Raw genomic sequence first — 22,406 nt, forward strand, 5'->3', positions numbered from 1 at the left:
AAACAGAATTGTATTACTCATTACCCATTACTTATTACCAATAGTCAAAAGCCAGTCTGCACACAGTTTTTTCCAGTTTTCGTTCAGTGGATCTTTGTCGGTAACGAAAAATCGGTGTCCACCTTTAGGAAAAATGAATAGTGAACCTTTTACTTTATTTTTCGTCATTTCCTTGAAATATAAAATACTGTTCATCGGCGGGACGGCTGTATCGTCCTGATTATGAAACAAAATTGTTGGCGGTGTTTTTTCAGTCACAGAATTTTGCATTGAATATTCCCTGATTTTTTCTGGAGAAGCGTTTTCACCCAGCAAACTGTCACGACTTCCTTTGTGAGCATATTCGCCCAGATCAATGACCGGACAAAACAGAATCGCAAAATCAGGAATCGTGGAAATGTTTTCCCAATCACCTTTTAATTCTGTATAATCTCTAGAAATATTGCTGACCATTGTCGCCAAATGTCCGCCTGCTGAAGTTCCCACAACGCCGACCTGACCGGGTGAAATTCGCCATTGTGAAGCATTTTTTCGGATGTATTTAATGGAAGACTGAATATCCTGCAGTGGCGCAATTTCTTTCTGAATTAAATCTGTTGAGGTAGGCAATCTGTAGTTTAAGACAAATGCTGAAATGCCCAAACTGTTCATCCATTTAGCAATCTGAAACGCTCCTTCATCGTAAGTGAGTTTTGAATATCCACCGCCTGGAATGATGATAACGGACTTTTGGTTTCTTTCTTTTACGGGAGGCAGAAAAGCGAAAAGTTCAGGTTCTTTTAATTCCGCCAGTTCTTTTTTCTTCTTGGTTTTTGAAGCTAAAATTTTAGAATTGGGCATTTCACCTTTTGGCCAGAGAATTATTTTTTCCTGAGCTGAAAACTGAATGAAAAAGAAAATTGTATAAAGGAAAATTACTTTTTTCATAGTCTTAAAATGATAAACCTCACAGGTTTCTAAAACCTGTGAGGTTTGATTTTGTAAAATTTAATCTTTCAGAAAATCTTCTCTAAACGGAGTAAATGAGTCAATCAGTTTTCCTGCTTCAAGACATTTCACGCCATGGAAAATATTCGGCTGCGCAAAAAATCCGTCACCTTTCTGTAAGATTTTGGTTTCTCCGTCGACCGTTACTTCAAATTTTCCTTCGGTAACATATGTGATTTGCGAATGAAAATGCTGGTGTAAAGTTCCGATTGCATCTTTCTCAAATTGAACGATGACCATCATGACCTGAGAGTTGTATCCTACAAACTGTCGGGAGACACCGCCTCCTAAATCTTCCCATTCGGAATTGCCGTCGAAAAAAGGTTCTTTTTTGAAATTCATAGTATTCTTTTTGATTTTAAACTTGTTTTACCCAGTTTGTCATGCTGTAAGCATCTAAACTGCGAAAAGTAAGCATAGATCCTTGCAGGATGACAAATTAGGTGTTATTTTCTCTCGTAGATTTTACAGATTAAGCAGATTTTTTAATTTTCATCTGTGAAGATCTGTGTTATCTGTGCAACCTTTATTTAATATATTTCTCCAAACCGGTTTTTAATTTCTTCAAATCTTTGACTGCGAGTTTAGCAACAGTTTCAGCGCCTAATCTTGATAAATGCGTGTCATCAGCTTTGTCTTTGTCGTAATACGGATTTTCGCCAGCTTTAAAGTACAAATGCAAAAGTTTAGATTTCTCCGGGCCTGCAGCAATTTCCATTTGTTCGGTCAGTAACTGCATGTCGACGAATGCGACTTTCATATCGTCGGCAACTAATCTGACCATCAAAGGATAATCGGTGTGTGTGTCAATTAAAACTCCATTTTCGTTGAAGTTTCTTCGTGTAATGGAAGTCATTAAAATCGGTGTTGCGCCTTTCGCTCTTGTTTCGTTCACATATCTTTCCAGATTGGCTCTGTATTGCGTATGCGGATTGGTAAATTTCGTTGAATCTTTCAGTTTCTGATCATTATGACCGAACTGAATGATGACGAAATCACCTTTTTTCAGTTGTTTTTCCACTTTGTCCCAACGTCCTTCAGTTCTGAAACTTTTTGAGCTTCTTCCATTCATGGCGTGGTTTTGAAGTTCAATATTTGGGGTTAAAAACTGTCCCAAAACCTGACCCCAACCATGTTCCGGATTTTTATCGGGATTGTCTTTGTTTGACATAGTGGAGTCACCGATTAGAAATAGAGTTGGTTTTTTCTGAGCTATCGATAATGCTGAGATTATGATGCTTAGAATTAAAAGTATTTTTTTCATTTTAAATAATTTTTATTAATATGTTCTTTTGTCTTGAAATCGCAGATTCGGTGTAGTCAAACAAAAGAACCAATCCCGAAGTTTCGGGACAAGACTTGGAAACTTCCGCTAAAAATTAAATTTTAATCCTAAAATTCCCAAAACTTGCGCGAATTCATAATTTCTGCTCTAATTCAAATCTGTCTCGCGCTTCGAACAGTGGAAATTTTTTAACGGAATAAATTTAAATTTTCTTAATGCTCCATTTTCCTATGTCATTTTATTGTGGTCTTAATTACTCATATTCGGATTCCAGTCTCCGAGAATATTTTTGACCGTGTATTTTTTTGCCTCTTTTTTTGTCACCTGATGTGACCACGCGACACGGTTTTCTGTTTTTCCGCCTTCGCCTTTGCTGTTGTATTCTGCATAGTAGGCGGTTTTGTCTTTGTCGGGAAACATTTTGTCGCCTTTCCATGGGTTCCAGCCTTCGGGAACGATATGACTGCCCATTTCGGTGTTGATGAAAACCGTTTTTGCGTACGGTCTCCATGGTCTGCCCAAAAATACTTTGTTAATATCTTCTTTAGCAATCAATTTACAGTCGAAAAATACATAACCAAAACTTTTTGACTGATCGGTTGATGCTGCTGTAATGTAAGAATTGGCTAAACTTTTTATCGTACAGTTTTTGAAAACCACGGTCGCCGAACCAAATAGGAAATCAGTTGTTCCTTCAATATAACAGTTTTCATAATACTGTCTGCTGTGATTTCCGCCAGTGTAAACCGTGTCTTGGCAGCCTAAAATTTTAGAATCTCTGATGATAAAACGGTCGCCTTCCACGTGAAGCGCAACGGCTTGTCCTTGGTTGCAGGATGAGTTTTGAATGGTCAGATTTGAAATCTTAATATCATCCGACATCACCAAAAGCGTGTACGAATTGAATGTTGTCATTTTCTCATTCAGAGCATCCAGTTTTCCGGAATAGTCGTCATTGGTAATGATGGTGTTTTCCTTACTTTCACCCTGCAGAGTGATTTTATGTTTTGACGAAGGAATCACAATTTTTTCGTGATACGTACCTGCTTTTATTTTTACCAAAGCTTCTCCCGGACCGAGATCTCTGATGGAGGTTATGGCTTTTTGAATGGAAGTGAATTGGCCGCTGCCGTCTAGCGCCACGGTAACGGTGATGTACGGATTGCTTTGTGCCAATACAAAATTGGTTACTGAAAAGAGAATGATTAAAAATATTTTTTTCATAAATATATTTTATGATTGATTCTTATTTTTTTAAACGCAAAGGTTTTAATTTAAAATCTGTAAAAATTAAGGAGCAAAGAATGCAACGAGTTGCTTAAGCTTGAAAATATGTGTTCGCTTAAAATCAATTTATTGATTATTCTTTGCTCCTTAAATGTTTTCAATCAAAATAAATCTTTGCGTTTTAATTTTACCTAAACCTAAACCTAAACCTAAACCTTACTTCAAATTTTTATCTAAAAACTGAAGTGTTAAATCTAAAGTTTCTGTAAACCAAGGTTCGGCAGACCAGAATGAGTGCGGAGTATCTTTGATTTCATGATATTCTGTAAAGATATTGTAGCTTTTTAATATTTTCATCATATCGTCTCGTCCTGCATGAAAACGGGGTTGAGAAGAATTGATAAATAGGGTAGGAGGCGTATTTTTATCTACAAATTCCAACGGCGAAGCATCTGTCCAGTTTTTCAGATTGACATTTCTGTCTCCAGCAAGCCAATAAGATGCATACGTACTTTCTTCGGCTTCAGGGTGAATGAAAGAAACAATTCCGTCCACATTGACGATGGCTTTTATTTTTCCTTTAGATTTTACACCAACCAAAGTGGCAATCTGTGCTCCCGCTGATTCACCTAAAATTCCGATTTTTTTAGTATTTAAAGAATATTTCTTCTTGTTTTTCTTTAAATATTTAATAGCATTTTTTACGTCATCAATCGCTGCGGGATATTTTGCCACTTCGCTCAGACGGTAACCGACGGCAATGGCTACATAACCTTTCGCCGCTAATTCCTGAGCCATATATTTTTCATTTTCCTTACTTCCGGAAATCCAGCCGCCACCGTGAACCAGTGCCACTGCAGGATATTTTTTGGATTTGTCGAGAGGATAGTAGATGTCGGCCTTCAGGGAAAGTCCGTGGATATTGGTGTATTCTACATCTTTATCGATCCCGATGTTGGGCGGAACTGTTCTGTTCAAAGGCGTGATGAACGGATGTTTCTTTTTTAATTTTTCATATGTTGCTTCGTTTGTGTAAGGAGTAGCATTCGGCTTTGTCTGACCGAATGCTGTTGCTCCTACAAAAAAAACAAAAAGAAAATATAGTTTGTGAAAACTCATTTTTATAATATTTGGTGCTTTAAGCAAAACTTTTAACCACAAATCTTTAGATTCGACGGAGTCAAAAGTCACAAAAGTTTTTGACACATTAGAAACTTTTAAGTTTACATGTTTGAGAATATTTCAGACCACATAAGTTGAAAAATTAAAATTTTTCTTGTGCGCTGATCTCGCATCGAAATTTCAAGTCTAATATTCTTAATCCTGATAGGATTACATCCTATCCTAAGAAAATCGTCCCTTTGGGACTTTGATTCCCAAACTTCCAATTTCTTCTGAGCTTAAATCCCGAATTACGAATTTCAAATCTCAAACTTCAAATCTCAAATTACTTCACTGCATTCTTTGCTATCTCTTTTGAGATGCTCAGCTGCTCGCCTTTTACGTCTTTCGGAAGTTTTACCGAAGTGGTTTTTGCTCCTAACACTTTGATAGTTGGCTTCTGAGTAGATTCCAGTTTTAAACCTGCCAAATCAATGTTTTTACTGTTGTAAATCGTAGCTCCCGTTCCTTCTGAATATTTCAGTTTTACGTTTTTAAGCTGAATTCCGTCTGCATCGACGATGCTTAAACCTTTTTTAGTCTCAAACTGAGAATCTTCAATCACGATATTTTTAAGGTTCATTTCTGCCAAGCCGAATAAAGTAATTGCTTCATCAGAATTGGTTGCAGTAATATTTTTAAAGTAAATATTTCTGAAGACTGGCGTTTCTTCAGTTACTGGATATGTTTTTTCCGGAGCTTTGTTTCCTTCCGCTTTCTGTCCGTCTTCCAGAACCGGCGAAGCACCTTCGTAGAACATATTAAAACCAATGGTCTGCGTCGGAATGTTGATCATATCAATGTTTTTGATATAAATATTTTCAACAACACCACCTCTTCCACGGGTTGTTTTGAAACGGAGACCAATATCTGTTCCGATGAAAGTACAGTCTGACACATGCATGTTTCTTGCTCCACCAGACATTTCACTTCCGATTACAAAACCTCCGTGACCGTGGTACACCATATTGTTTTTGATGATGACATTTTCAGTCGGCATTCCTCTTTTTCTTCCGTCTTCATTTTTTCCCGATTTAATGCAGATTGCATCGTCACCCACGTCAAAAGTATTGTCATAGATCAGAACATTTTTGCAGGATTCCAAATCTACACCGTCACCGTTTTGAGAATACCAAGGGTTTCTAACGGTAAGATTTCTTAAAATTAAATTGGAAGTCATCAGTGGATGAAGGTTCCAGGCGGGCGAATTCTGGAAAGTCGGGCCATCCAGTAAAACCTGATCGCAACCTACGATGCTCACCATCACCGGACGAAGAAAATCTTTCACAGATTCCAGTTCAGCCTTGTCGATTTTATCGGGAACATTGAAATTTGAGCTTCCTTCAAATCCTTTTTTATAGCTTTCGGATGGATACCAGGTTTTTCCGTCTTTAGAAACGATTCCGCCTGATGCAACGAATTTTTTCCATTCAGTTTCGGATAATTTTCCTTTTTTTACAGCTCTCCATGCATCACCGCTTCCGTCGATAACGCCTTTTCCTGTGATCGCAATATTTTTAGCATTTCTAGCCGATATCGGAGACTGGCAACGGATCGTATTTAAACCTTCAAAACTTACGTCTACCAAAGGATAATCGCTTTTATCTGTGCTGAAAATAATCATCGCGCCGTCTTCCACATGAAGGTTGATGTTGCTTTGCAAAACGATAGGTCCGGTTAACCAAAGGCCTCTCGGAACAACCAATTTTCCGCCACCTTTTTTCACCAATGCATCGATTGCTTTTTTAAAAGCTTCGGTGTTTTTTACACTTCCACCGGCGACACCTCCAAAATCTTTGATGGATACAGTATTTGCGGCGAAAGAAGTTTCAGTCACTTTTGGCATTTTAAACTCAATGCCTTTGTAAATATCTGTATTTTGAGCATAGATCTGTCCCGAAAACATCATTGCTGCGACAAGACCTAGTATTTTGATTGACTTCTTCATTATATATATTCTTATTATTTTTCTGTTGATGATTGTGTTTAAACCTAACGGGTTTCGAAAACCCGTTAGGTTTGGTATTTTATTTTTTGTTCCCAACAATTTCAGCGACTTTCAAAAATTTTATTGAAATTTAAATTTCAATTGATGTGCAATCATCTTTGAAAATCCGTGAAATCTGTAGCAAATATTTAATTTTTTGTTATTCTGAAATATTCAAAATCTGCGTAGCCACCGCGGTTTGCTTTCTGAGTGCTTACCGAATATAATCCTACTTTTGCACCGATCCATTTTCCGGGTTTTGCCTGAAATGGTTCGCCGGCTTTGATGAAATTTTTACCGTTTTCGCTGTAGCTGAAAGTGCAAATTCCGTTCGGTTCGCTGACGTTAACTTTAAAATACGCTTCGTTACCTTTTAATTTGGTTTCAAACAAAACTTTTTCTTCACCACCTTTTTCAGCCTTTTCAGCTTTTCTCAACTGAACGTAATATCCGTCTGTTTTATTAGTGATGACAATCGAGGCGTGATCCATTCCCATAACTAACAGTCCCGCAGTTTTTCCTTCTTTGGCATCTTCGGGAGTCAACTTAACTTTTGTGGAAGCCACAAAATTCGGAGCCGGAAATTTTTGAGTCAGAAGATTCGGAACGTTCCAAAGGTTTTTATCGTTTTCACCAATTTTCATGGAGAATAATCTCAGAAATTTCTGTCCGGGAAGTTTGGAAGACCATACTATATTTTCGTTGGCACTCCATTGCCATTGCAGACCTAATTTTTCACCATCAAACTCATCCGTTTCAGCTGGAGTTACAATAGGATAAGTTTTCCCGACGTTTGGTTTTTTATAAGTTAAAACCGGTTCACCAATTCCGTTTTTATCGTTATCGATTCCCATTACAGGCCAGTCTTTTTCCCATTTCATTGGCTGCAAATGCACGATTCTTCCTCCTGCATCCACATCCTGAAAATGATAGAACCAGTTTTCACCGGATGGAGTATCAACCCAAGCTCCCTGATGCGGACCGTTTATTTTTGTTTTTCCCTGTTCGAGAACAATTTTCTCTTCGTAAGGACCATAAATATTTTTTGATCTTAAAACCAATTGCCAACCCGTCGCCACACCTCCCGCCGGAGCGAAAACGTAGTAATAGCCGTTTCTTTTGTACATTTTTGGACCTTCAACTGTCGGATGAGCATCGTGACCATCGAAAATATGTACCCCTTTATCCAAAACTTTCGTTCCCTCGGGATTCATTTTATTTAATGACAAGAGACTTTTCACTCCGGCGCGGCTTCCTGCCCAACCGTGAACCAAATAAGCTTGTCCGTCTTCATCCCAGAACGGACAGGAATCAATTAAACCTTTCCCTTTCATTACCAAAACGGGTTCGTCCCATTTTCCCAAAGGATCTTTGGTTTTTACCATGTAAATTCCGAAATCAGGATCGCCCCAATAAATATAGAATTCTCCTTTATGGAAACGGATTGCCGGAGCCCAAACCGCATCACCTCTTCTTGGAACAGCGAAATGTTCTTTTGGTAAAACATCCTGAATAGCGTAGTTCACCAATTTCCAGTTGACCATATCTTTTGAATGAAGGATTGGCAATCCCGGAGCCTCGTTGAAACTTGAAGCGGTCATATAATAATCATCGCCAAAGCGCGTAACGTCCGGATCTGAGTAATCTGCATACAAAATCGGGTTTCTGTAGTTTTTTCCGTGATCGGCTGTCCAGACTTCTGAAACGTAAGGTTTTTCCTGTGCATTTAAATAAGTTGATGCAATAGAGAATGCGGTTATTGAAAGTATATTTAAAATTTTGTTTGTCATAAAATCAGATTTTTGATCTGGTTTGTGTAATGTTAGAATGAAATATTTTTTTCACCATTAAGGATTTAAGAAAATACCAAAGCTTTATTTAAGAAATCAATAAATTGATTTTGATTAAGATCATTAAGGATTACGCTTAAAGCGATCGGCTTCATAAAATCTTAGATTTTACCTTAAAAAAAACTTAATCCTTTAATTCCCTTAATGTTTTAAAATTTATTTTTCAAATTCCAAACTTGCCAGAATAAACGGTCCTGTTCCTTTTCCGTCATTCGAACGGATTTCTTCATTGACATAATATTCGTAAGAACCGTCTCTGTAAGGTTTTCCTCCTAATCCGGCAACGGCACAACATTTATTTAAATTAACAACGCCGTTTTCATCAACGGTAATCAGATTTTTGATGATTCCGTCATAGCCTTTTTTAGCGGCAGCTTTGTATGATTGTGGTAAATAACCTTTGTTTACTGATTTAATCATGGTGTAAACAAACATCGCCGAGGCCGTTGCCTCTTCGTAATTACCATTCGCCAAAGGCTTATCTAAAACCTGGTACCAAAGACCGGATTTTTTATCCTGATATTTGATAACCGCGTCCGAATACGATTTGATGTAAGAAATAATTCTCGCTCTTCCCGGATGGTCTTTAGGCAAATAATCGAGAACATCTACCATCGCCATTCCGTACCAACCCATTGCTCTTCCCCAGAAATTGGGTGAAAGTCCGGTTTCTTTGTTTGCCCAGGCTTCTTTTTTGCTCTCGTCCCAAGCGTGATACAGCAATCCTGTTTTTTTATCTAAAAGATTTTTCTGAACCGAGTCAAACTGAAAAACAATATCATCATACGCTTTTGTAGCATCTGTACCTTTGGTGAAATCTTTCGTATAATGCGTATAGAAAGGCATTCCCATGTATAAACCATCTAACCAAACCTGATTAGGATAGATTTTTTTGTGCCAGAAAGAACCTTCATTCGTTCTAGGCTGTCCGTCGATTTGTAAACGAAGTGTTTGAAGCGCTTCCAGGTATTTGTCTTTTTTCTCTTTTTCGTAAAGATAAAGCAATACGTTTCCACTGTTCAGAAGGTCGATATTGTATTTTTCAAGATCATAGGTAAGAATTGTACCGTCTTCTTTGATCAGAGTTTCACCGAAACCGCTGATGTAGTCGTAGTATTCTTTTTTTCCTGTTTTGATGTACAATTGTTCAGCTCCGTCCAAAACAATTGCAGATGGATAGGTCCATTTCGGGCTTTTGCTGAAATCCAGCATCCACGCTTCCGGGAATCTTTGCATTTCAGAAAGCATCATTCTTTCAGACCATTTCAGATTTGTTGGAACTACTTTTCCTGATTTTGCCGTTTGACTTGTCGGTTTTGCAGCAGTTGCAGTTTTTGTCTGTGCACAAGCCAGAAACATTCCTGAACCTAAAACCGCAACAGCGTATATTTTTAATTTTTGATTAATAAAACTCATTGTAAGTCAATTTTAAAGTTGATTGTTATTATCTAAAATTTCTAATTTTTTATCTAAATCTTTGTAAAATTCTTCTTCCGTTTTTATTCCGTTCGGTTCCTGTGACCAGGCTCCCATAAAGTAATACGAAACATTTTTTGTCTTTTTGAAAACCACCACGTGAGTCGATTTTGTTTTTACAATTTTATCTAAATAACCGATAGGGTAGAAGATGACCATTCCTAACTGATCTTCTTTTTTAGCTAAAGTCTGCGTTCCGTACGTTGCAATGTAGCCCCATTTTTTGTTTTTACTGACCGCCTCTTTCATGGGAATGTCTTTAAACGCAACAATTCCGGTACATAATCCTGAAAGTGTTTCATTTAAATTTAAATCAACCTTTACAAAACGGTCTTTGTTGAAAATCGTCAGCTTCGATTGAAGATCCACCGCTTTTCCCCACGTTTTCCAGCCTTTGTAATCGATGGTTGCAAAAGATTTATCGCTTTCGTTCACCACTTTTGCGTTGGTACTTTTTACAGTTTTAAAAGTTTCCACAAAATCGTTCTGCTCATCATATCTTCCGTAGGAACCAACACCGATGGTACGGCCGGATTTTAAAATATCCTGTCCCCAAGGTGCGTCATGATGGTATGTTTCAAAGCCGTCTTGTCCGACTTCCGGCAACACCAAAGTATTCACTTTCTTGCCGAAAATATCTGTGGCATTTCTCCAGTCCAGATATAATCGATAGGCAATTTGATTGTTCTCTAAGCCGATTCCTTCGTATCTGATATAGTAAGAATGGTCGGTATGTTCGGCCGGAAGTTGTAATTCATTGACGTTTTTGAAAGTTCCGCCAATGTATTCATTGCCCTGCCATTTTCCGCCGTCTTTAATAGATAATTCTGCGTAGGAGAAAGGAGTTTTAGGATTTTTACGGATATTTTCGATGACGTTTTTCTGTGCGAATGACGAACCGGTTGCAAAAACAGCTCCCGCTAATATAAGTTTGATAATTTTTGATTTTAATTTTTCTGACATAATACTTTCGTTTTAGATAACCATTTAAGGTAAAAGTTCAGTGACTTTCTACTGTTTTTCGGTTATTTTTTTCACAAGGTCATTTATGTAAACCTCGATATTGTCATAGTTTTTATCTAAATCTCTTCCGTTGGCATTGGTTGTTTTCGGGTCTAGATTATTTTTGATTTCCCAGTCATCGGGCATTCCATCGTTGTCTGAATCGAGTAGAGCTTTTCCGGGTTTTAAATCAGGAAATCCTCCGACGTCTTCCTGCGAATCGATGATTCCGTTGTCGCTTCCGAGCGAACCTTTATGAGAAAATGTTCCGTTTTTTACATGTTCCAAAACACGTAGATCTACCGCATCTCTTACCAAACTCGCCCCTCCGATTTTTAATATTTTTTCATACGCCTCTTTCGGAGAATCAGTTTTTACGTTATTCTTTATATCGTGCGGCTGATTGATTTTAATTGAATTTTTATCGGTATCTGTTAAATTGTAAGCAGATTTCATCTGATTGAAAACACCTAAATTCCAATTGTCTGCGGTAACTTCAGGATTTCCTTCTGAAACATTTCCATTGATGTAATATTTGCCCCAAATGTTATAAACTTCAGTTTCAGGCTTTTCGTTTTTATCGATGGCAGCAATTCTTTTTTTGTTCATCGATGCAGGTCCGGGTTTGTAATAATTGTTGACGAGATTTACATTCATTCCTTCGCCACCGTAAATATTATTGTGACCCCAATTGTAGATTACATTATTTCTGAAATCGGTTAAATCCGTCAGTGCAAATTTACTTCCTGCATATTCTCCCAACCTTGGATTTCTGCTGTCGTGGTTGGCGTAGATATTATGATGAAAAGAAGCGAATTTTCCGCCGGCAATTCCGCCATATCCGTGTGCGCCTTTCTGGTGAGCTGAATTTCTAAGGCTTTCTGTAATCACACACCATTGAAGCGTGGTATTTTCATTCACATAAATTGAAACCGTTTCATCGGTTGACCAACTCATCGAACAGTGATCGAAAATCAGATTTTTAATAAATCTTGCGCCTAAAGCATCGCCTTCATATTTTTTCTTGTCACCCATTCTGAAACGCATGAAACGGATGATGACATTGTCTGCTGCGACAAAAGTTTCATAGTTGGCAACCGTGATTCCGTCTCCGGGAGCGGTTTGTCCGGCAATCGTAACGTCACCTTCTTTTATTCTTAAAGGAGATTCAAGGAAAATCGTACCGGCAGTTTTAAAAACAATATATCTCGGACCTTTCTGTTCTAAAGCGTGTCTTAAAGTTCCTTCCGAACCATCATCTGTCAATTTAGTTACGAAGACAACTTTTCCGCCACGACCACCAGTGGTAAATCTTCCAAAACCTTCTGCACCAGGGAAACTGATCGGCTTGCCTGAAACCATTGTTTCAGATTCAGCTGATGTTTTTACCTGGCTCGTACAACTTTGTAAAGATAAAATTCCCAAAAGGAAGATTGAAGGAAAAAGTATTTTCATTTAAAACTTTTATAAGATTATTGAACAGCTTTTTTGAAGTTCCAGTTGTCTTTTCCTGAAAGAATATTTTTAGCAGTATATTTTTTACTTTGCTCTTTCGTTAGCTGATGTGACCATGAAACTCTTTTTTCAGCATTAGCTCCTGAACCTTTAGAGTTGTATTCTGCATAGAAAGTCGTTTTCTCAGCATCAGGTTTAGACCAGTTGTGCCAACCTTCAGATTTGATTGTGGAATCGATTGCACAATGAATATAAACAGTTTTGGCAAATGGTCTCCACGGACGACCCAAATATACTGAATTTGCATCGGCATCTCCTGTTAAATTACAGTTAATAAACACAAATCCGAATTCATTTCCTTCAATGGTAGAAGCAGCAGTAACGTAAGAAGCATCTTTTTTTGAGTAAATTGTACAGTTTTCAAAAACCGCAGTTCCGGCTCCGAAAATATAATCGGTAGTTCCTTCTATGTAACAATTTTTGAAATAGTTTCTGGAGATTTTAGATTTGTCAGGATTATCCTGAGCTCCTTTAATGTAGAGTGTATCCTGAAATCCTAAAAATTTGCAATTTTCAAAAGCAATTCGGTCACCTGTCGTTAAAACGGCAACTGCTTGTCCGACTGGACCTGCGTTGTTTTGAAACGTGATATTTTTAGCTGAAAAATCATCAGAAAAGATAAAAAAAGATGATGAGCCTGTCGTTCCTATATTTTTACCCTCAGCATTTTGCTTTGAAGCATGATCACCGTAAACTAAGATCGTGTTTTCTGCATTTTCTCCGATTAAAAAAATCGGACTTTTTGCAGCATCAACACTTATTTTTTCTCTGTAAGTTCCGGGTTTTACAATGATTTTCGTTCTTACTGTTTTTCCTTCTTCAACAGAATTGATCGCCTGCTGAATTGTAGTGAAATTTCCTTTTCCGTCCTTCGAAACTACGATAGTTTTATCATCATTAATTTTGAAAGAAAGAAGACTGATTGCGACTAATGAAAAAATAGACAAGAATTTTATTTTTCTGTAAAGACTTGAAATCTTCATAGATTTTATTTTTTATGAAAATACAGACTTTACTCTGGTGAAAGAGAAAGTCTGTATTGAAATTAATATAAATGTATTTTTTAATTCTAATAACCGTAATCTTGGGTCAGATTGTAGTTATTCTGAATGTATTCAAAGTAAATAGGCAATAATTCTCTCTTATTTGCCTGGAAATACTGTGCATATCCTGCGGAAGGATCATTAACGTATGTTGCGGTAATTCCTGCTCTCCATGCAATAACTTTGTAACCTGCAGGCGTTGTAGCAGATTGATTAGGAAGATAAAATACCTGGCTTTTGTCTGTTCCTGTCGTATAAACATCGATCGCTGTAATGTTCTGCTGAGCAGTTTTGGTAGGATCGTAAACAGAATTTTTGTAGTAAATATTCAAAGGTACATTTGCGTAAGCTCCTACACCGTTGATGAAATCTGTCAGTTTCTGTTTAGTTTCAGCAATTTTTGTAGCCAATAAATTCCAACGGATCAAATCGTATTTTCTGATTCCTTCAGAACCCAGTTCTAATAATCTTTCTTTTACAATTGCATTAAAGAAACCTACTTTATCGGAAGGAATTGTTCCTACCTGACCAAGATTTCCTGCGTATGCTCTGTTTCTAACTGCTAAAAGAGCATTTTTTGCTTCCTGTGAAGGTGCTCCGTGAATTTCGTTGTCAGCTTCTGCAAACATTAGCATTACATCAGAAAGACGGATCAAAGGCCAGTCAACGGCAAGTGTTTGTGAAGGTCCGGTAATGTTTGTCCACGATTTTCTATATTTAGAATCTGTCCAGGCATTAGAAGCGACCAATTCAGCTTGATTTGAATTATTTACCTTAAAAATCCCTACGTTCATGTCTCTTCTAAGATCATATTTTGTGAATTCGTAGAAATAAACAGGTAAGGCATTGATACCACCACCACCTTTCCAGGTTGAATTGTCATCATGCTTAAGACCGTTATAATATCCTATTTTAGAATCTGTTCTGGTACCACCACCAAACGCACCAACAGAGAAAATAACTTCATTGGTTGCGTCCTGAGCATTTGTGTGTAAAGCACGGAATACATTTTCATAACTTGGGTTAAGGCTGTGTTCACCAGCATGATTCATAATGTCCTTACATTCGTCTAAAGCGATCTGAAAATATTTCTGAGGATTAGATCCCTGAGCCATGATCTGCGGGCTTCTTCTCAAAGAATATCCTGCTCTGGCTAAAGCGATTCTTGCTCTCAGACCTTTCACTGCGCCTTTAGAAATTCTGTTGCTTGTAGTTCCGCCTTCGGATCTCCAAGGAACTAAAGTTGCAGCTTTTTCAAGATCGATGATCATTTGATCATAAATAATGTCTCTGTCTGTTTTTGGCTGATTTTGTTCGGCCACATCAGAAGCAGGAACAAGATAGAATGGTACATCTCCCCAGTTTCTGATCAGTTCATAGTAATATTGCGCTCTCAGCGTTAAAGCTTCACCCAAATATCTGTCCATCAGTTTTTTATCTTCCGCAGATCCTGTCTGCATCACTGGTGATAATGGGATGTTTTTAATTACAAGATTAGCACGCTCAATTCCTGTATACAATTTTGAGAAAGGATTGTTAAGCTCTGTATTAGTGGTACATGCACCGAAAGTAGCAACACCTCTTCTGTCGTTACAGTTATAACTTCCTGAAGTTCTGAAATCGTCTCCGGAGTGAGGAATAATTAATGACAATCTTTGTCCGTAACCGTCGTCACCTCCTAATTGGGCATAAACACCAACTAATGCTGAAAATGTATCTGCGGTGCTGTCAAACTGCTGTGCTTCAGAGATACTTGATAAGTTTTCCGGCTCTAGAAAGTCGCTGCACGATGAGTTTAAGAAAAGTGCTCCTAGTAAGCAACTTGCTATAAATATTGATTTAGATTTTTTCATGATAATAAATTTTAGAATGTGATATCTACACCTGTTACAAAAAATCTGCTGCGAGGGTAGGCTGAGTAATCAACTCCGGGAGTTAAAGGATTTCTTCTTGTACTTGCTTCAGGATCATAACCACTGTATTTTGTAAGAACAAAAACATTGTTTACTGTAGCATACAATCTGAAGTTTTTAACACCGACTGCATCCAGAGAACCTTTTGGTAATGTGAATCCTAAAGTTACGTTATTTAGTCTTAAGAAAGAACCGTCTTCAATTCCGTAAGAATGTAAAATATATTGTCCTGTAGGTGGCGTCCACATTGTTGTATTTGCGTTCAATGCTGCCAAAGCTGTAGGATCGTTTACTTTAATACCATTATTATCAAACCATCTCCATCTGTCTGCAACTTCTGCAGCCATATTATTATCTCTGTATAGATATTGGGTGGTGTTTTCGATTTTATTAGCATTGTAAACTTTGTTTCCTACGGAGAAATTAAAGAATAAACTCATATCAAAGTTCTTATAACGGAAAGTCTGGTTAAAGCCTCCATAGAATTTCGGTTGAGCGCTTCCCAATTCTGTTCTGTCGGCATCGGTAAGCTGTCCGTCACCATTTAAATCCTTTAACTTAAGATCTCCTGGTTGTACAGCTTTTGCACCAAGTGCGATTGCACTACTGTTAGGAATTCCTGCTTTTAAAGTATAAACCTGAGTTGCCGAATTGTAATTAAAATCGCTGATTTCATATCTTCCTTCAGTCACATAACCGTAATAAGTACCGACCGAGCTTCCTACTTTTGCAATAAAATCAAACCCACCGATACCTCCTGACTGTACAAGGTAAGAGTCTTGTCCCGGACGAACGCCGCTTCCTAAACTTAAAATCTTGTTTTTGTTGGCAGAAAGGTTGATGTCTGTTTTCCATGTGAAATCTTCTTTGTTGACAATAACTCCTCCAAGAGTAAATTCTAAACCTTTGTTCTGAGTTTTACCAGAATTCTGGAACTGATTCGAATATCCTGGGAAAGCAACTTTTGCTAAAACCAACAAATCTTTGGTATCAGTAATATATCCGTCAACGCTACCGTATAATCTGCTGTTGAAAAATTCGAAGTCAATACCCGCATTTTTAGATACCGTAGCTTCCCATTTTACGTTAGGATTTGCCTGTGTTGTTGAGATCGCGGCTCCCGGTGTAACCGAAGTCCCGAAGACATATCCGTTGTTGGCATTGATATTATAAAAATTTGCCCAAAGGTAAGATGTGATTCTATTGTTCCCCGAAAGACCGTAACCTACACGAAGTTTTAATTCATCTAACCAATTAACATCTTTAAGGAATTTTTCTTCTTTAATTTTCCAAGCCAATGAAGCCGCAGGGAAGTATCCCCACTGATTTCCTTTCATGAAAACATTGGATCCGTCAGCTCTTACTGAGGCTGTAAGAATATATTTATTGTCAAAAATATAGTTTACTCTACCGAAGAATGAAGCTAAACGATCTGGTGCCATAGCTGCTGTTCTCGCAGCATCCTGAATTAAACCTGCCGGTGGAGTAGCAGCTGCAATATTTGCAAATGCTTCTTCAGGAAGAATAGATTTCGGAAACCATTTTACATACGTATTGCTAGATTCGCCATCAGTCTGAATTGTTTCCTGACCTAATAAAACATCCAGCTTATGTCTGCCAAATTTTTTAGTATAATTTAATGTATTCGTATTGGTAATTCTTCTGGACTGGGATCTGTCGAGCTGTACAATCGGCATATCTGCATTGGCTCTGGCCTGAGAAGTTACAACACCCCAAAACTGATTGGTAATAATATCTCTTTGTACATATCCTACAACACTTCTGAACGTAATATCTTTACTGATGTTCCAGTTGATATAACCATTTAATAATAAATCGTTTGATCTGTTGTCTCTTACCTCATTATCGTTAAGAATCAAAGGATTTACAAGGTTTGTATTTGTAGCGTAGTTAGGATCAAAATCATCGATAGGAATATTAGATCCGCCTTCGAAAGGCTGATATCTTACCGCATTTCTCAGTCTGTTGTTACTTTGAGAACCTGAGCTTGATGTACCCACACCGTTGATTAATGATCTGCTGTATCTTGCATTAAACCCGATTTTCAATTTTTTGCTGATATCGTAGTCATATTTAAAGTTGACCATACTTCTCTTAAAACCTGAGTTAAGCATAATTCCATCTTCGTCTACGTGGTTTAAGGTAAGTGCAAATGCAGATTTTTCAGAGCCTCCGTTTACGGTAATATTGTGTGTAAAGTTGAAAGCTTCTTTCCCGAATAGCTCATCTTGCCAGTTTCTTCTTTTTACATTGCTGTATTTACTTTCCAGCTCATTGTAAGTTCCATATCTTGTTGCAAATGCGGTGATATCTTCTGCAACACCGTTTTTATTGTATAGCTCATATTGATACAGTACAAATTGGTAAGGATCAAGAACATCGAGCGTGTTCATGATTTTTCTTACACCTGTGAAACCATTATAATTAATTGTAGTTGTAGCTCTTTTTCGGCCGCTTTTTGTAGTAATTAAAACTACTCCGTTTGCACCTCTAGAACCATAGATTGACGTAGATGAAGCATCTTTAAGAACTTCGATAGACTCAATTTCTTTAGGAGTTAAAAGTGACATAGCATTATCCATCTGGATTCCGTCTACAATATAAAGCGGAGCATTACTTCCGGTAATAGAAGTACCACCTCTTACTTTTATATCTACCTCAGCACCTGGTGATCCTTCACTTGTCTGAACCTGCACCCCGGCCAATCTACCCTGAATTGCTTCTGCAGCACTGTTTACCGGCATATCTTTCAAAGCTTCAGCTTTTACAGACGATACAGCATTGGTTACATCTTTTTTAGAGACTTTGGAGTAACCTACCAAAACCACCTCGTCAATGTTGGTTTCTTTTTCTTTGCCTTTTTCCTGTGCCATACCAAGTACGGGAAGCAGGAAGACAGACAGATATAACCACTTAATTGATTGTACTTTTTTATTCATTATTATATCCTTATATAGTTTTTAAAGTATGGTCGGAAAGCTTTTACAGACCTTCCGCTTAGTTTTTTTGTGGATGCAAGTACTCTGTATATATTTTGAAAGTCATTACGCATCTTGTAGTGCAATCGATTGCGTAATTTTTCACAACATATAATTATCGTGGGTTCTAAACTAATATTATTTTCCAATACACAAAACAAAAAATATTATTTTTTCATTAATTTCATGGTTTACTTTGTTAAATATCGCACAATATTAAGTTGGGTTTTGGTATTAATTGATTGATATTCAGAATAATATTTACTCAGATGTTTTTCGCTGAGAAAATGAAAAAAAAATTTCAATCTGAAGTTTTTGGTTCAAATTTGATAAGATTTTGCACCGAAAAATCAATTTTTACGTTAAACTGAACTCCCAAAATACGTTGTCGAGCACCAATATTTTAAAATTTTTGTGATTTTTATCATCTTTTTGATGTTAAAATTTGCCCGTATTTTCCAAATAACAATGTTTTTATCATAAATTAACACGTTTTGCACCGCATAAATAATATTTAAGTAATTTTAGAAAATTGTTATAGTTAAATACACAAATTTTGTGGCATGATTTTTACATTTCCATAGATCAATTCTTTATTTAGTTAAAAATCAACATAGATTTTTTCTTAAATTCCCTTTATTTTTCCTGTGTATTCGCTCGTATAACATTCATTTTCAGTAAATTAAAAAATTAAATGAATTTTTTGTTAACGGAATGGTTATTATATATATATTTAGGGACAAGTATTTCTGTACAATTTGAGTGTAATTTAATGCAATCGATTACGCAATGTTTAACCGGTTTTTGTAACCGTAATTAAGTTTAAAATCTAGAGTATGACAAAATCAGAATTTCGTTACGCCCATCATCCTGAAGATGTAAAAAAATATACAACTGAAGACCTGAGAAGGGAGTTTTTAATGAATGATTTATTTAATGAAGATCAAATCAATGTAGTGTATTCTATGTACGACAGAATGATCGTAGGTGGTGCAATGCCTGTAAATAGCGCATTGAAACTTGAACCTACCGATGATTTGAAGGCAGAAAACTTCCTCGACAGAAGAGAATTGGGAATTATCAACGTAGGTGCTGCCGGAAAGGTAACCGTTGACGGAGAGGTTTTCGAACTTGAAAATAAGGAAGCTTTATACATAGGAAAAGGGGCAAAGGATGTCGTTTTTGAAAACGGAAATGAAGGTCAGACTTTATTTTATTTTAATTCTGCTCCGGCGCATCACACTTTTCCTACAAAGAAAATCACTAAAAATGAAGCCGAAATTGTAGAATTGGGAGAAGCAAAATACGCCAACAGACGTACCATCAATAAGTTGATCGTCAACAGCGTATTGGAAACTTGCCAACTACAAATGGGAATGACTGAGTTGCACGAAGGAAGTGTTTGGAACACGATGCCTTCTCACACGCATACCCGTAGAATGGAAGCTTATTTTTATTTTGATCTTGAAGAAGGGCAGGCGGTAAGTCATTTTCTTGGCCAGCCGAATGAGACCCGTCATATCTTTATGAAAAACAATGAAGCAGTCTTGTCTCCGGAATGGTCTATTCACTCAGGGGTTGGTACTTCCAACTACACTTTTATCTGGGGAATGGCAGGAGAAAATATGGATTATGGAGACATGGACGCTGTTAAAACTAACGAACTAAAGTAATTTTTTCTACATGAATTTATTCGATTTATCCGGAAAAGTAGCCGTTGTAACCGGCGGTACTCACGGATTAGGAATGGCAATGGCTGAAGGTCTTGCCTCTGCAGGTGCTGAACTGGCAATCACAAGTACAACTCCCTCAAAATTAGATGAAGCCTTAGAATATTATCGCAGTAAAGGATATAACGCTACAGGTTATCTTTTTGATGTAACAGACGAACGTGAAGCTGCTCAGAAAGTAGCATTAATGCTTGCTACACATGGGAAAATCGACATCTTAGTCAACAATGCGGGAATCATCAAACGTGTTCCGGCTTTGGAGATGGATGTTGCAGACTTTAGAAAAGTAATCGATGTAGATCTTACCGGTCCTTTCATCATGTCTCAACTGGTTGGGAAACATATGATCAAAAGACAATCCGGTAAAATCATCAATATTTGCTCGATGATGAGTGAGCTTGGCCGCGACAATGTAGTAGCGTACGCTTCTGCAAAAGGCGGACTGAAAATGCTTACCAAAAATTTAGCAACAGAATGGGCAAAACACAATATTCAGGTGAACGGTATCGGTCCTGGATATTTTGCGACAACCCAAACAGAACCAATCAGAGTAGACGGTCATCCGTTTAACGATTTTATCATCAGCAGAACTCCGGAAGGAAGATGGGGGAACCCGGAAGATCTTTCAGGAACGGCTATTTTCTTAGCTTCAGACGCAAGTAAATTTATCAACGGACACATTATTTATGTGGATGGAGGTATTTTGGCGACCATCGGGAAACCTGCTAATGAATAACACAAGAATTTTACAGAAATGAAATCTTTTATTACAGATAATTTTTTACTACAAAATAAATATGCGGAAGAATTATATTTCAATTTCGCAGAAAAACAGCCAATCATCGATTATCATAATCACTTGATTCCTAAAGATATCTCTGAAGACACGGTTTTCGAAAATATTTCTAAAGTTTGGATTGCAGGCGATCATTACAAATGGCGTGCAATGCGTACAATGGGCGTGAACGAAAGATTCATCACGGGCGACGCAACAGATAAAGAGAAATTCGAGGCTTGGGCAAAAACGGTTCCTTATACTTTAAGAAATCCTTTGTACCACTGGACGCATTTAGAATTAAAGCGTTATTTCGGTATCGATGAATTATTAAACGAAAAAAACGCGTCAAATATTTACGACAACATCACCGCACAACTTCAGACTCCTGAAAAGTCGACAAGAGGTTTGCTGAAAATGATGAACGTAGAATCTTTGTGCACCACAGAAGATCCGATTGATGTTTTAAATTATCATCAGGATTTGGCGAAAAGTGATTTCAGCATTAAAGTAAGCACAGCTTTCCGTCCTGATAAAGCAATTTTGATTGAAAATCACAACTTTGCAGATTATATTTCTAAATTGGGCGAGTCGGCTGGAATTGAAATCAATTCTTACCAGACTTTGTGTGATGCTTTACTAAAAAGAGTAGAATATTTCCATGAAAACGGATGCAGATTATGCGACCACGGATTGAATAATATTTCTTTTGAAGAAGCTTCAGAAGCTGAAGTAGGCGCAATTTTCAACGATAAAATTTCAGGAAAAGTAATCGCTGAAAAGCAGGTGAATCAGTTCAAAACTGCTATTTTATTATTCTTAGGCGAAACTTATCATAAATTCGGATGGGTTCAGCAGTTCCATTTGGGAGCTTTAAGAAACAATAACGAAAGAATGCACAGAATATTAGGTCCTGATACAGGATGGGATTCTATTGGTGACTTCGTGCAGGCTGAAACTTTATCTAAATTATTAAACGCTTTAGACGGAAAGGACAAACTGACCAAAACAATTCTATATAACTTAAATCCTGCCGACAACGAAATTTTCGCGACTATGATCGGGAATTTTAATGACGGCAGTATCAAAGGAAAAGTACAATTCGGTTCGGGATGGTGGTTTTTGGATCAGAAAGACGGAATGATCAAGCAGATGAATGCCCTTTCAAACATGGGATTGATCAGCTGTTTCGTAGGAATGTTGACAGATTCTAGAAGTTTCTTATCTTACCCGAGACACGAATATTTCAGAAGAGTATTGTGTAATCTTTTCGGAGAAGAAATGAAAAACGGCGAATTGCCGGATGATATGGAATTAATTGGTAAAACAATTTCCGATATTTGTTATCACAATGCTAAAAATTATTTCGATTTTTAAATTTCGAATTAAATAAATAAAATTTGAACCATTAAGGAGAATTAAGGAGTTAAGGCTTTTTAAGATTAAAATCTAAGAT

At 37.2% G+C, this 22,406-nt stretch carries 16 protein-coding genes; 3 read left to right on the forward strand and 13 right to left on the reverse strand.

Going from position 1 to position 22,406, the window contains the following annotated elements:
• Nucleotides 1-27 precede the first annotated feature (27 nt).
• From PGH12_RS15860 to PGH12_RS15920, 13 genes are all read right to left on the reverse strand, one after another.
• Entirely contained in the window at nucleotides 28-927 is a 900-nt protein-coding gene (locus PGH12_RS15860) for an alpha/beta hydrolase (protein WP_267598449.1), read from the reverse strand.
• 60 nt (nucleotides 928-987) lie between these two features.
• Nucleotides 988-1,329 (reverse strand): cupin domain-containing protein, encoded by a 342-nt coding sequence (locus PGH12_RS15865; protein WP_267598450.1) that lies wholly within the window; start codon nucleotides 1,327-1,329, stop codon nucleotides 988-990.
• A gap of 184 nt (nucleotides 1,330-1,513) precedes the next feature.
• The gene (locus PGH12_RS15870; RefSeq protein WP_267598451.1) at nucleotides 1,514-2,251 is read right to left on the reverse strand and encodes a rhamnogalacturonan acetylesterase; all 738 of its coding nucleotides are present in this window, start codon (nucleotides 2,249-2,251) and stop codon (nucleotides 1,514-1,516) included.
• A 270-nt stretch (nucleotides 2,252-2,521) separates the two neighbouring features.
• The gene (locus tag PGH12_RS15875; protein WP_267598452.1) at nucleotides 2,522-3,496 is read right to left on the reverse strand and encodes a pectinesterase family protein; all 975 of its coding nucleotides are present in this window, start codon (nucleotides 3,494-3,496) and stop codon (nucleotides 2,522-2,524) included.
• A 219-nt stretch (nucleotides 3,497-3,715) separates the two neighbouring features.
• On the reverse strand, nucleotides 3,716-4,618 hold the full coding sequence (locus PGH12_RS15880) for an alpha/beta hydrolase (protein WP_271286775.1): 903 nt from the start codon (nucleotides 4,616-4,618) through the stop codon (nucleotides 3,716-3,718).
• Nucleotides 4,619-4,946: 328 nt separating this feature from the next.
• Nucleotides 4,947-6,608: a glycoside hydrolase family 28 protein gene (locus PGH12_RS15885; RefSeq protein ID WP_267598454.1), complete on the reverse strand. Its 1,662-nt coding sequence runs from the start codon at nucleotides 6,606-6,608 to the stop codon at nucleotides 4,947-4,949.
• A gap of 188 nt (nucleotides 6,609-6,796) precedes the next feature.
• Complete coding sequence (locus PGH12_RS15890; RefSeq protein ID WP_267598455.1) at nucleotides 6,797-8,437, reverse strand: glycoside hydrolase family 43 protein; 1,641 nt, start codon at nucleotides 8,435-8,437, stop codon at nucleotides 6,797-6,799.
• A 216-nt stretch (nucleotides 8,438-8,653) separates the two neighbouring features.
• Entirely contained in the window at nucleotides 8,654-9,913 is a 1,260-nt protein-coding gene (locus PGH12_RS15895) for a glycoside hydrolase family 88/105 protein (RefSeq protein ID WP_267598456.1), read from the reverse strand.
• Between the two features lie 12 nt (nucleotides 9,914-9,925).
• Nucleotides 9,926-10,936, reverse strand: a complete 1,011-nt coding sequence (locus PGH12_RS15900; protein ID WP_267598458.1) for a DUF4861 family protein — start codon at nucleotides 10,934-10,936, stop codon at nucleotides 9,926-9,928.
• Between the two features lie 48 nt (nucleotides 10,937-10,984).
• Nucleotides 10,985-12,430, reverse strand: a complete 1,446-nt coding sequence (locus tag PGH12_RS15905; protein ID WP_267598460.1) for a pectate lyase family protein — start codon at nucleotides 12,428-12,430, stop codon at nucleotides 10,985-10,987.
• Nucleotides 12,431-12,447: 17 nt separating this feature from the next.
• Nucleotides 12,448-13,473, reverse strand: a complete 1,026-nt coding sequence (locus PGH12_RS15910) for a pectinesterase family protein (RefSeq protein WP_267598462.1) — start codon at nucleotides 13,471-13,473, stop codon at nucleotides 12,448-12,450.
• An 86-nt stretch (nucleotides 13,474-13,559) separates the two neighbouring features.
• Complete coding sequence (locus tag PGH12_RS15915) at nucleotides 13,560-15,386, reverse strand: RagB/SusD family nutrient uptake outer membrane protein (protein WP_267598468.1); 1,827 nt, start codon at nucleotides 15,384-15,386, stop codon at nucleotides 13,560-13,562.
• Between the two features lie 11 nt (nucleotides 15,387-15,397).
• Nucleotides 15,398-18,406 carry a SusC/RagA family TonB-linked outer membrane protein gene (locus tag PGH12_RS15920; RefSeq protein ID WP_267598469.1) on the reverse strand — a complete coding sequence of 1,003 codons (3,009 nt, stop codon included), beginning with the start codon at nucleotides 18,404-18,406 and terminating at the stop codon, nucleotides 15,398-15,400.
• 875 nt (nucleotides 18,407-19,281) lie between these two features.
• Here PGH12_RS15920 and kduI point away from each other — a divergent pair.
• From kduI to uxaC, 3 genes are read left to right on the forward strand one after another with little or no spacing between them, the layout of a single operon-like run.
• Nucleotides 19,282-20,118 (forward strand): 5-dehydro-4-deoxy-D-glucuronate isomerase, encoded by an 837-nt coding sequence (gene kduI / locus PGH12_RS15925; protein WP_267598470.1) that lies wholly within the window; start codon nucleotides 19,282-19,284, stop codon nucleotides 20,116-20,118.
• A 10-nt stretch (nucleotides 20,119-20,128) separates the two neighbouring features.
• Nucleotides 20,129-20,911, forward strand: a complete 783-nt coding sequence (locus PGH12_RS15930; RefSeq protein WP_267598471.1) for a gluconate 5-dehydrogenase — start codon at nucleotides 20,129-20,131, stop codon at nucleotides 20,909-20,911.
• An 18-nt stretch (nucleotides 20,912-20,929) separates the two neighbouring features.
• Nucleotides 20,930-22,327 carry a glucuronate isomerase gene (gene uxaC / locus PGH12_RS15935; RefSeq protein ID WP_267598472.1) on the forward strand — a complete coding sequence of 466 codons (1,398 nt, stop codon included), beginning with the start codon at nucleotides 20,930-20,932 and terminating at the stop codon, nucleotides 22,325-22,327.
• The last annotated feature ends 79 nt before the right edge of the window (nucleotides 22,328-22,406 follow it).

The sequence above is a fragment of the Chryseobacterium sp. CY350 genome, assembly GCF_027945075.1.
GTDB lineage: Bacteria > Bacteroidota > Bacteroidia > Flavobacteriales > Weeksellaceae > Chryseobacterium.

What these genes read in the sequence shown, in the direction of transcription:
- PGH12_RS15915 (WP_267598468.1), bottom strand. Translation starts at nt 15,386, where the DNA reads ATGAAAAAATCTAAATCAATATTTATAGCAAGTTGCTTACTAGGAGCA.
- kduI (WP_267598470.1), top strand. Translation starts at nt 19,282, where the DNA reads ATGACAAAATCAGAATTTCGTTACGCCCATCATCCTGAAGATGTAAAA.
- PGH12_RS15910 (WP_267598462.1), bottom strand. Translation starts at nt 13,473, where the DNA reads ATGAAGATTTCAAGTCTTTACAGAAAAATAAAATTCTTGTCTATTTTT.
- PGH12_RS15930 (WP_267598471.1), top strand. Translation starts at nt 20,129, where the DNA reads ATGAATTTATTCGATTTATCCGGAAAAGTAGCCGTTGTAACCGGCGGT.
- PGH12_RS15860 (WP_267598449.1), bottom strand. Translation starts at nt 927, where the DNA reads ATGAAAAAAGTAATTTTCCTTTATACAATTTTCTTTTTCATTCAGTTT.
- uxaC (WP_267598472.1), top strand. Translation starts at nt 20,930, where the DNA reads ATGAAATCTTTTATTACAGATAATTTTTTACTACAAAATAAATATGCG.
- PGH12_RS15895 (WP_267598456.1), bottom strand. Translation starts at nt 9,913, where the DNA reads ATGAGTTTTATTAATCAAAAATTAAAAATATACGCTGTTGCGGTTTTA.
- PGH12_RS15870 (WP_267598451.1), bottom strand. Translation starts at nt 2,251, where the DNA reads ATGAAAAAAATACTTTTAATTCTAAGCATCATAATCTCAGCATTATCG.
- PGH12_RS15900 (WP_267598458.1), bottom strand. Translation starts at nt 10,936, where the DNA reads ATGTCAGAAAAATTAAAATCAAAAATTATCAAACTTATATTAGCGGGA.
- PGH12_RS15885 (WP_267598454.1), bottom strand. Translation starts at nt 6,608, where the DNA reads ATGAAGAAGTCAATCAAAATACTAGGTCTTGTCGCAGCAATGATGTTT.
- PGH12_RS15905 (WP_267598460.1), bottom strand. Translation starts at nt 12,430, where the DNA reads ATGAAAATACTTTTTCCTTCAATCTTCCTTTTGGGAATTTTATCTTTA.
- PGH12_RS15875 (WP_267598452.1), bottom strand. Translation starts at nt 3,496, where the DNA reads ATGAAAAAAATATTTTTAATCATTCTCTTTTCAGTAACCAATTTTGTA.
- PGH12_RS15920 (WP_267598469.1), bottom strand. Translation starts at nt 18,406, where the DNA reads ATGAATAAAAAAGTACAATCAATTAAGTGGTTATATCTGTCTGTCTTC.
- PGH12_RS15865 (WP_267598450.1), bottom strand. Translation starts at nt 1,329, where the DNA reads ATGAATTTCAAAAAAGAACCTTTTTTCGACGGCAATTCCGAATGGGAA.
- PGH12_RS15890 (WP_267598455.1), bottom strand. Translation starts at nt 8,437, where the DNA reads ATGACAAACAAAATTTTAAATATACTTTCAATAACCGCATTCTCTATT.
- PGH12_RS15880 (WP_271286775.1), bottom strand. Translation starts at nt 4,618, where the DNA reads ATGAGTTTTCACAAACTATATTTTCTTTTTGTTTTTTTTGTAGGAGCA.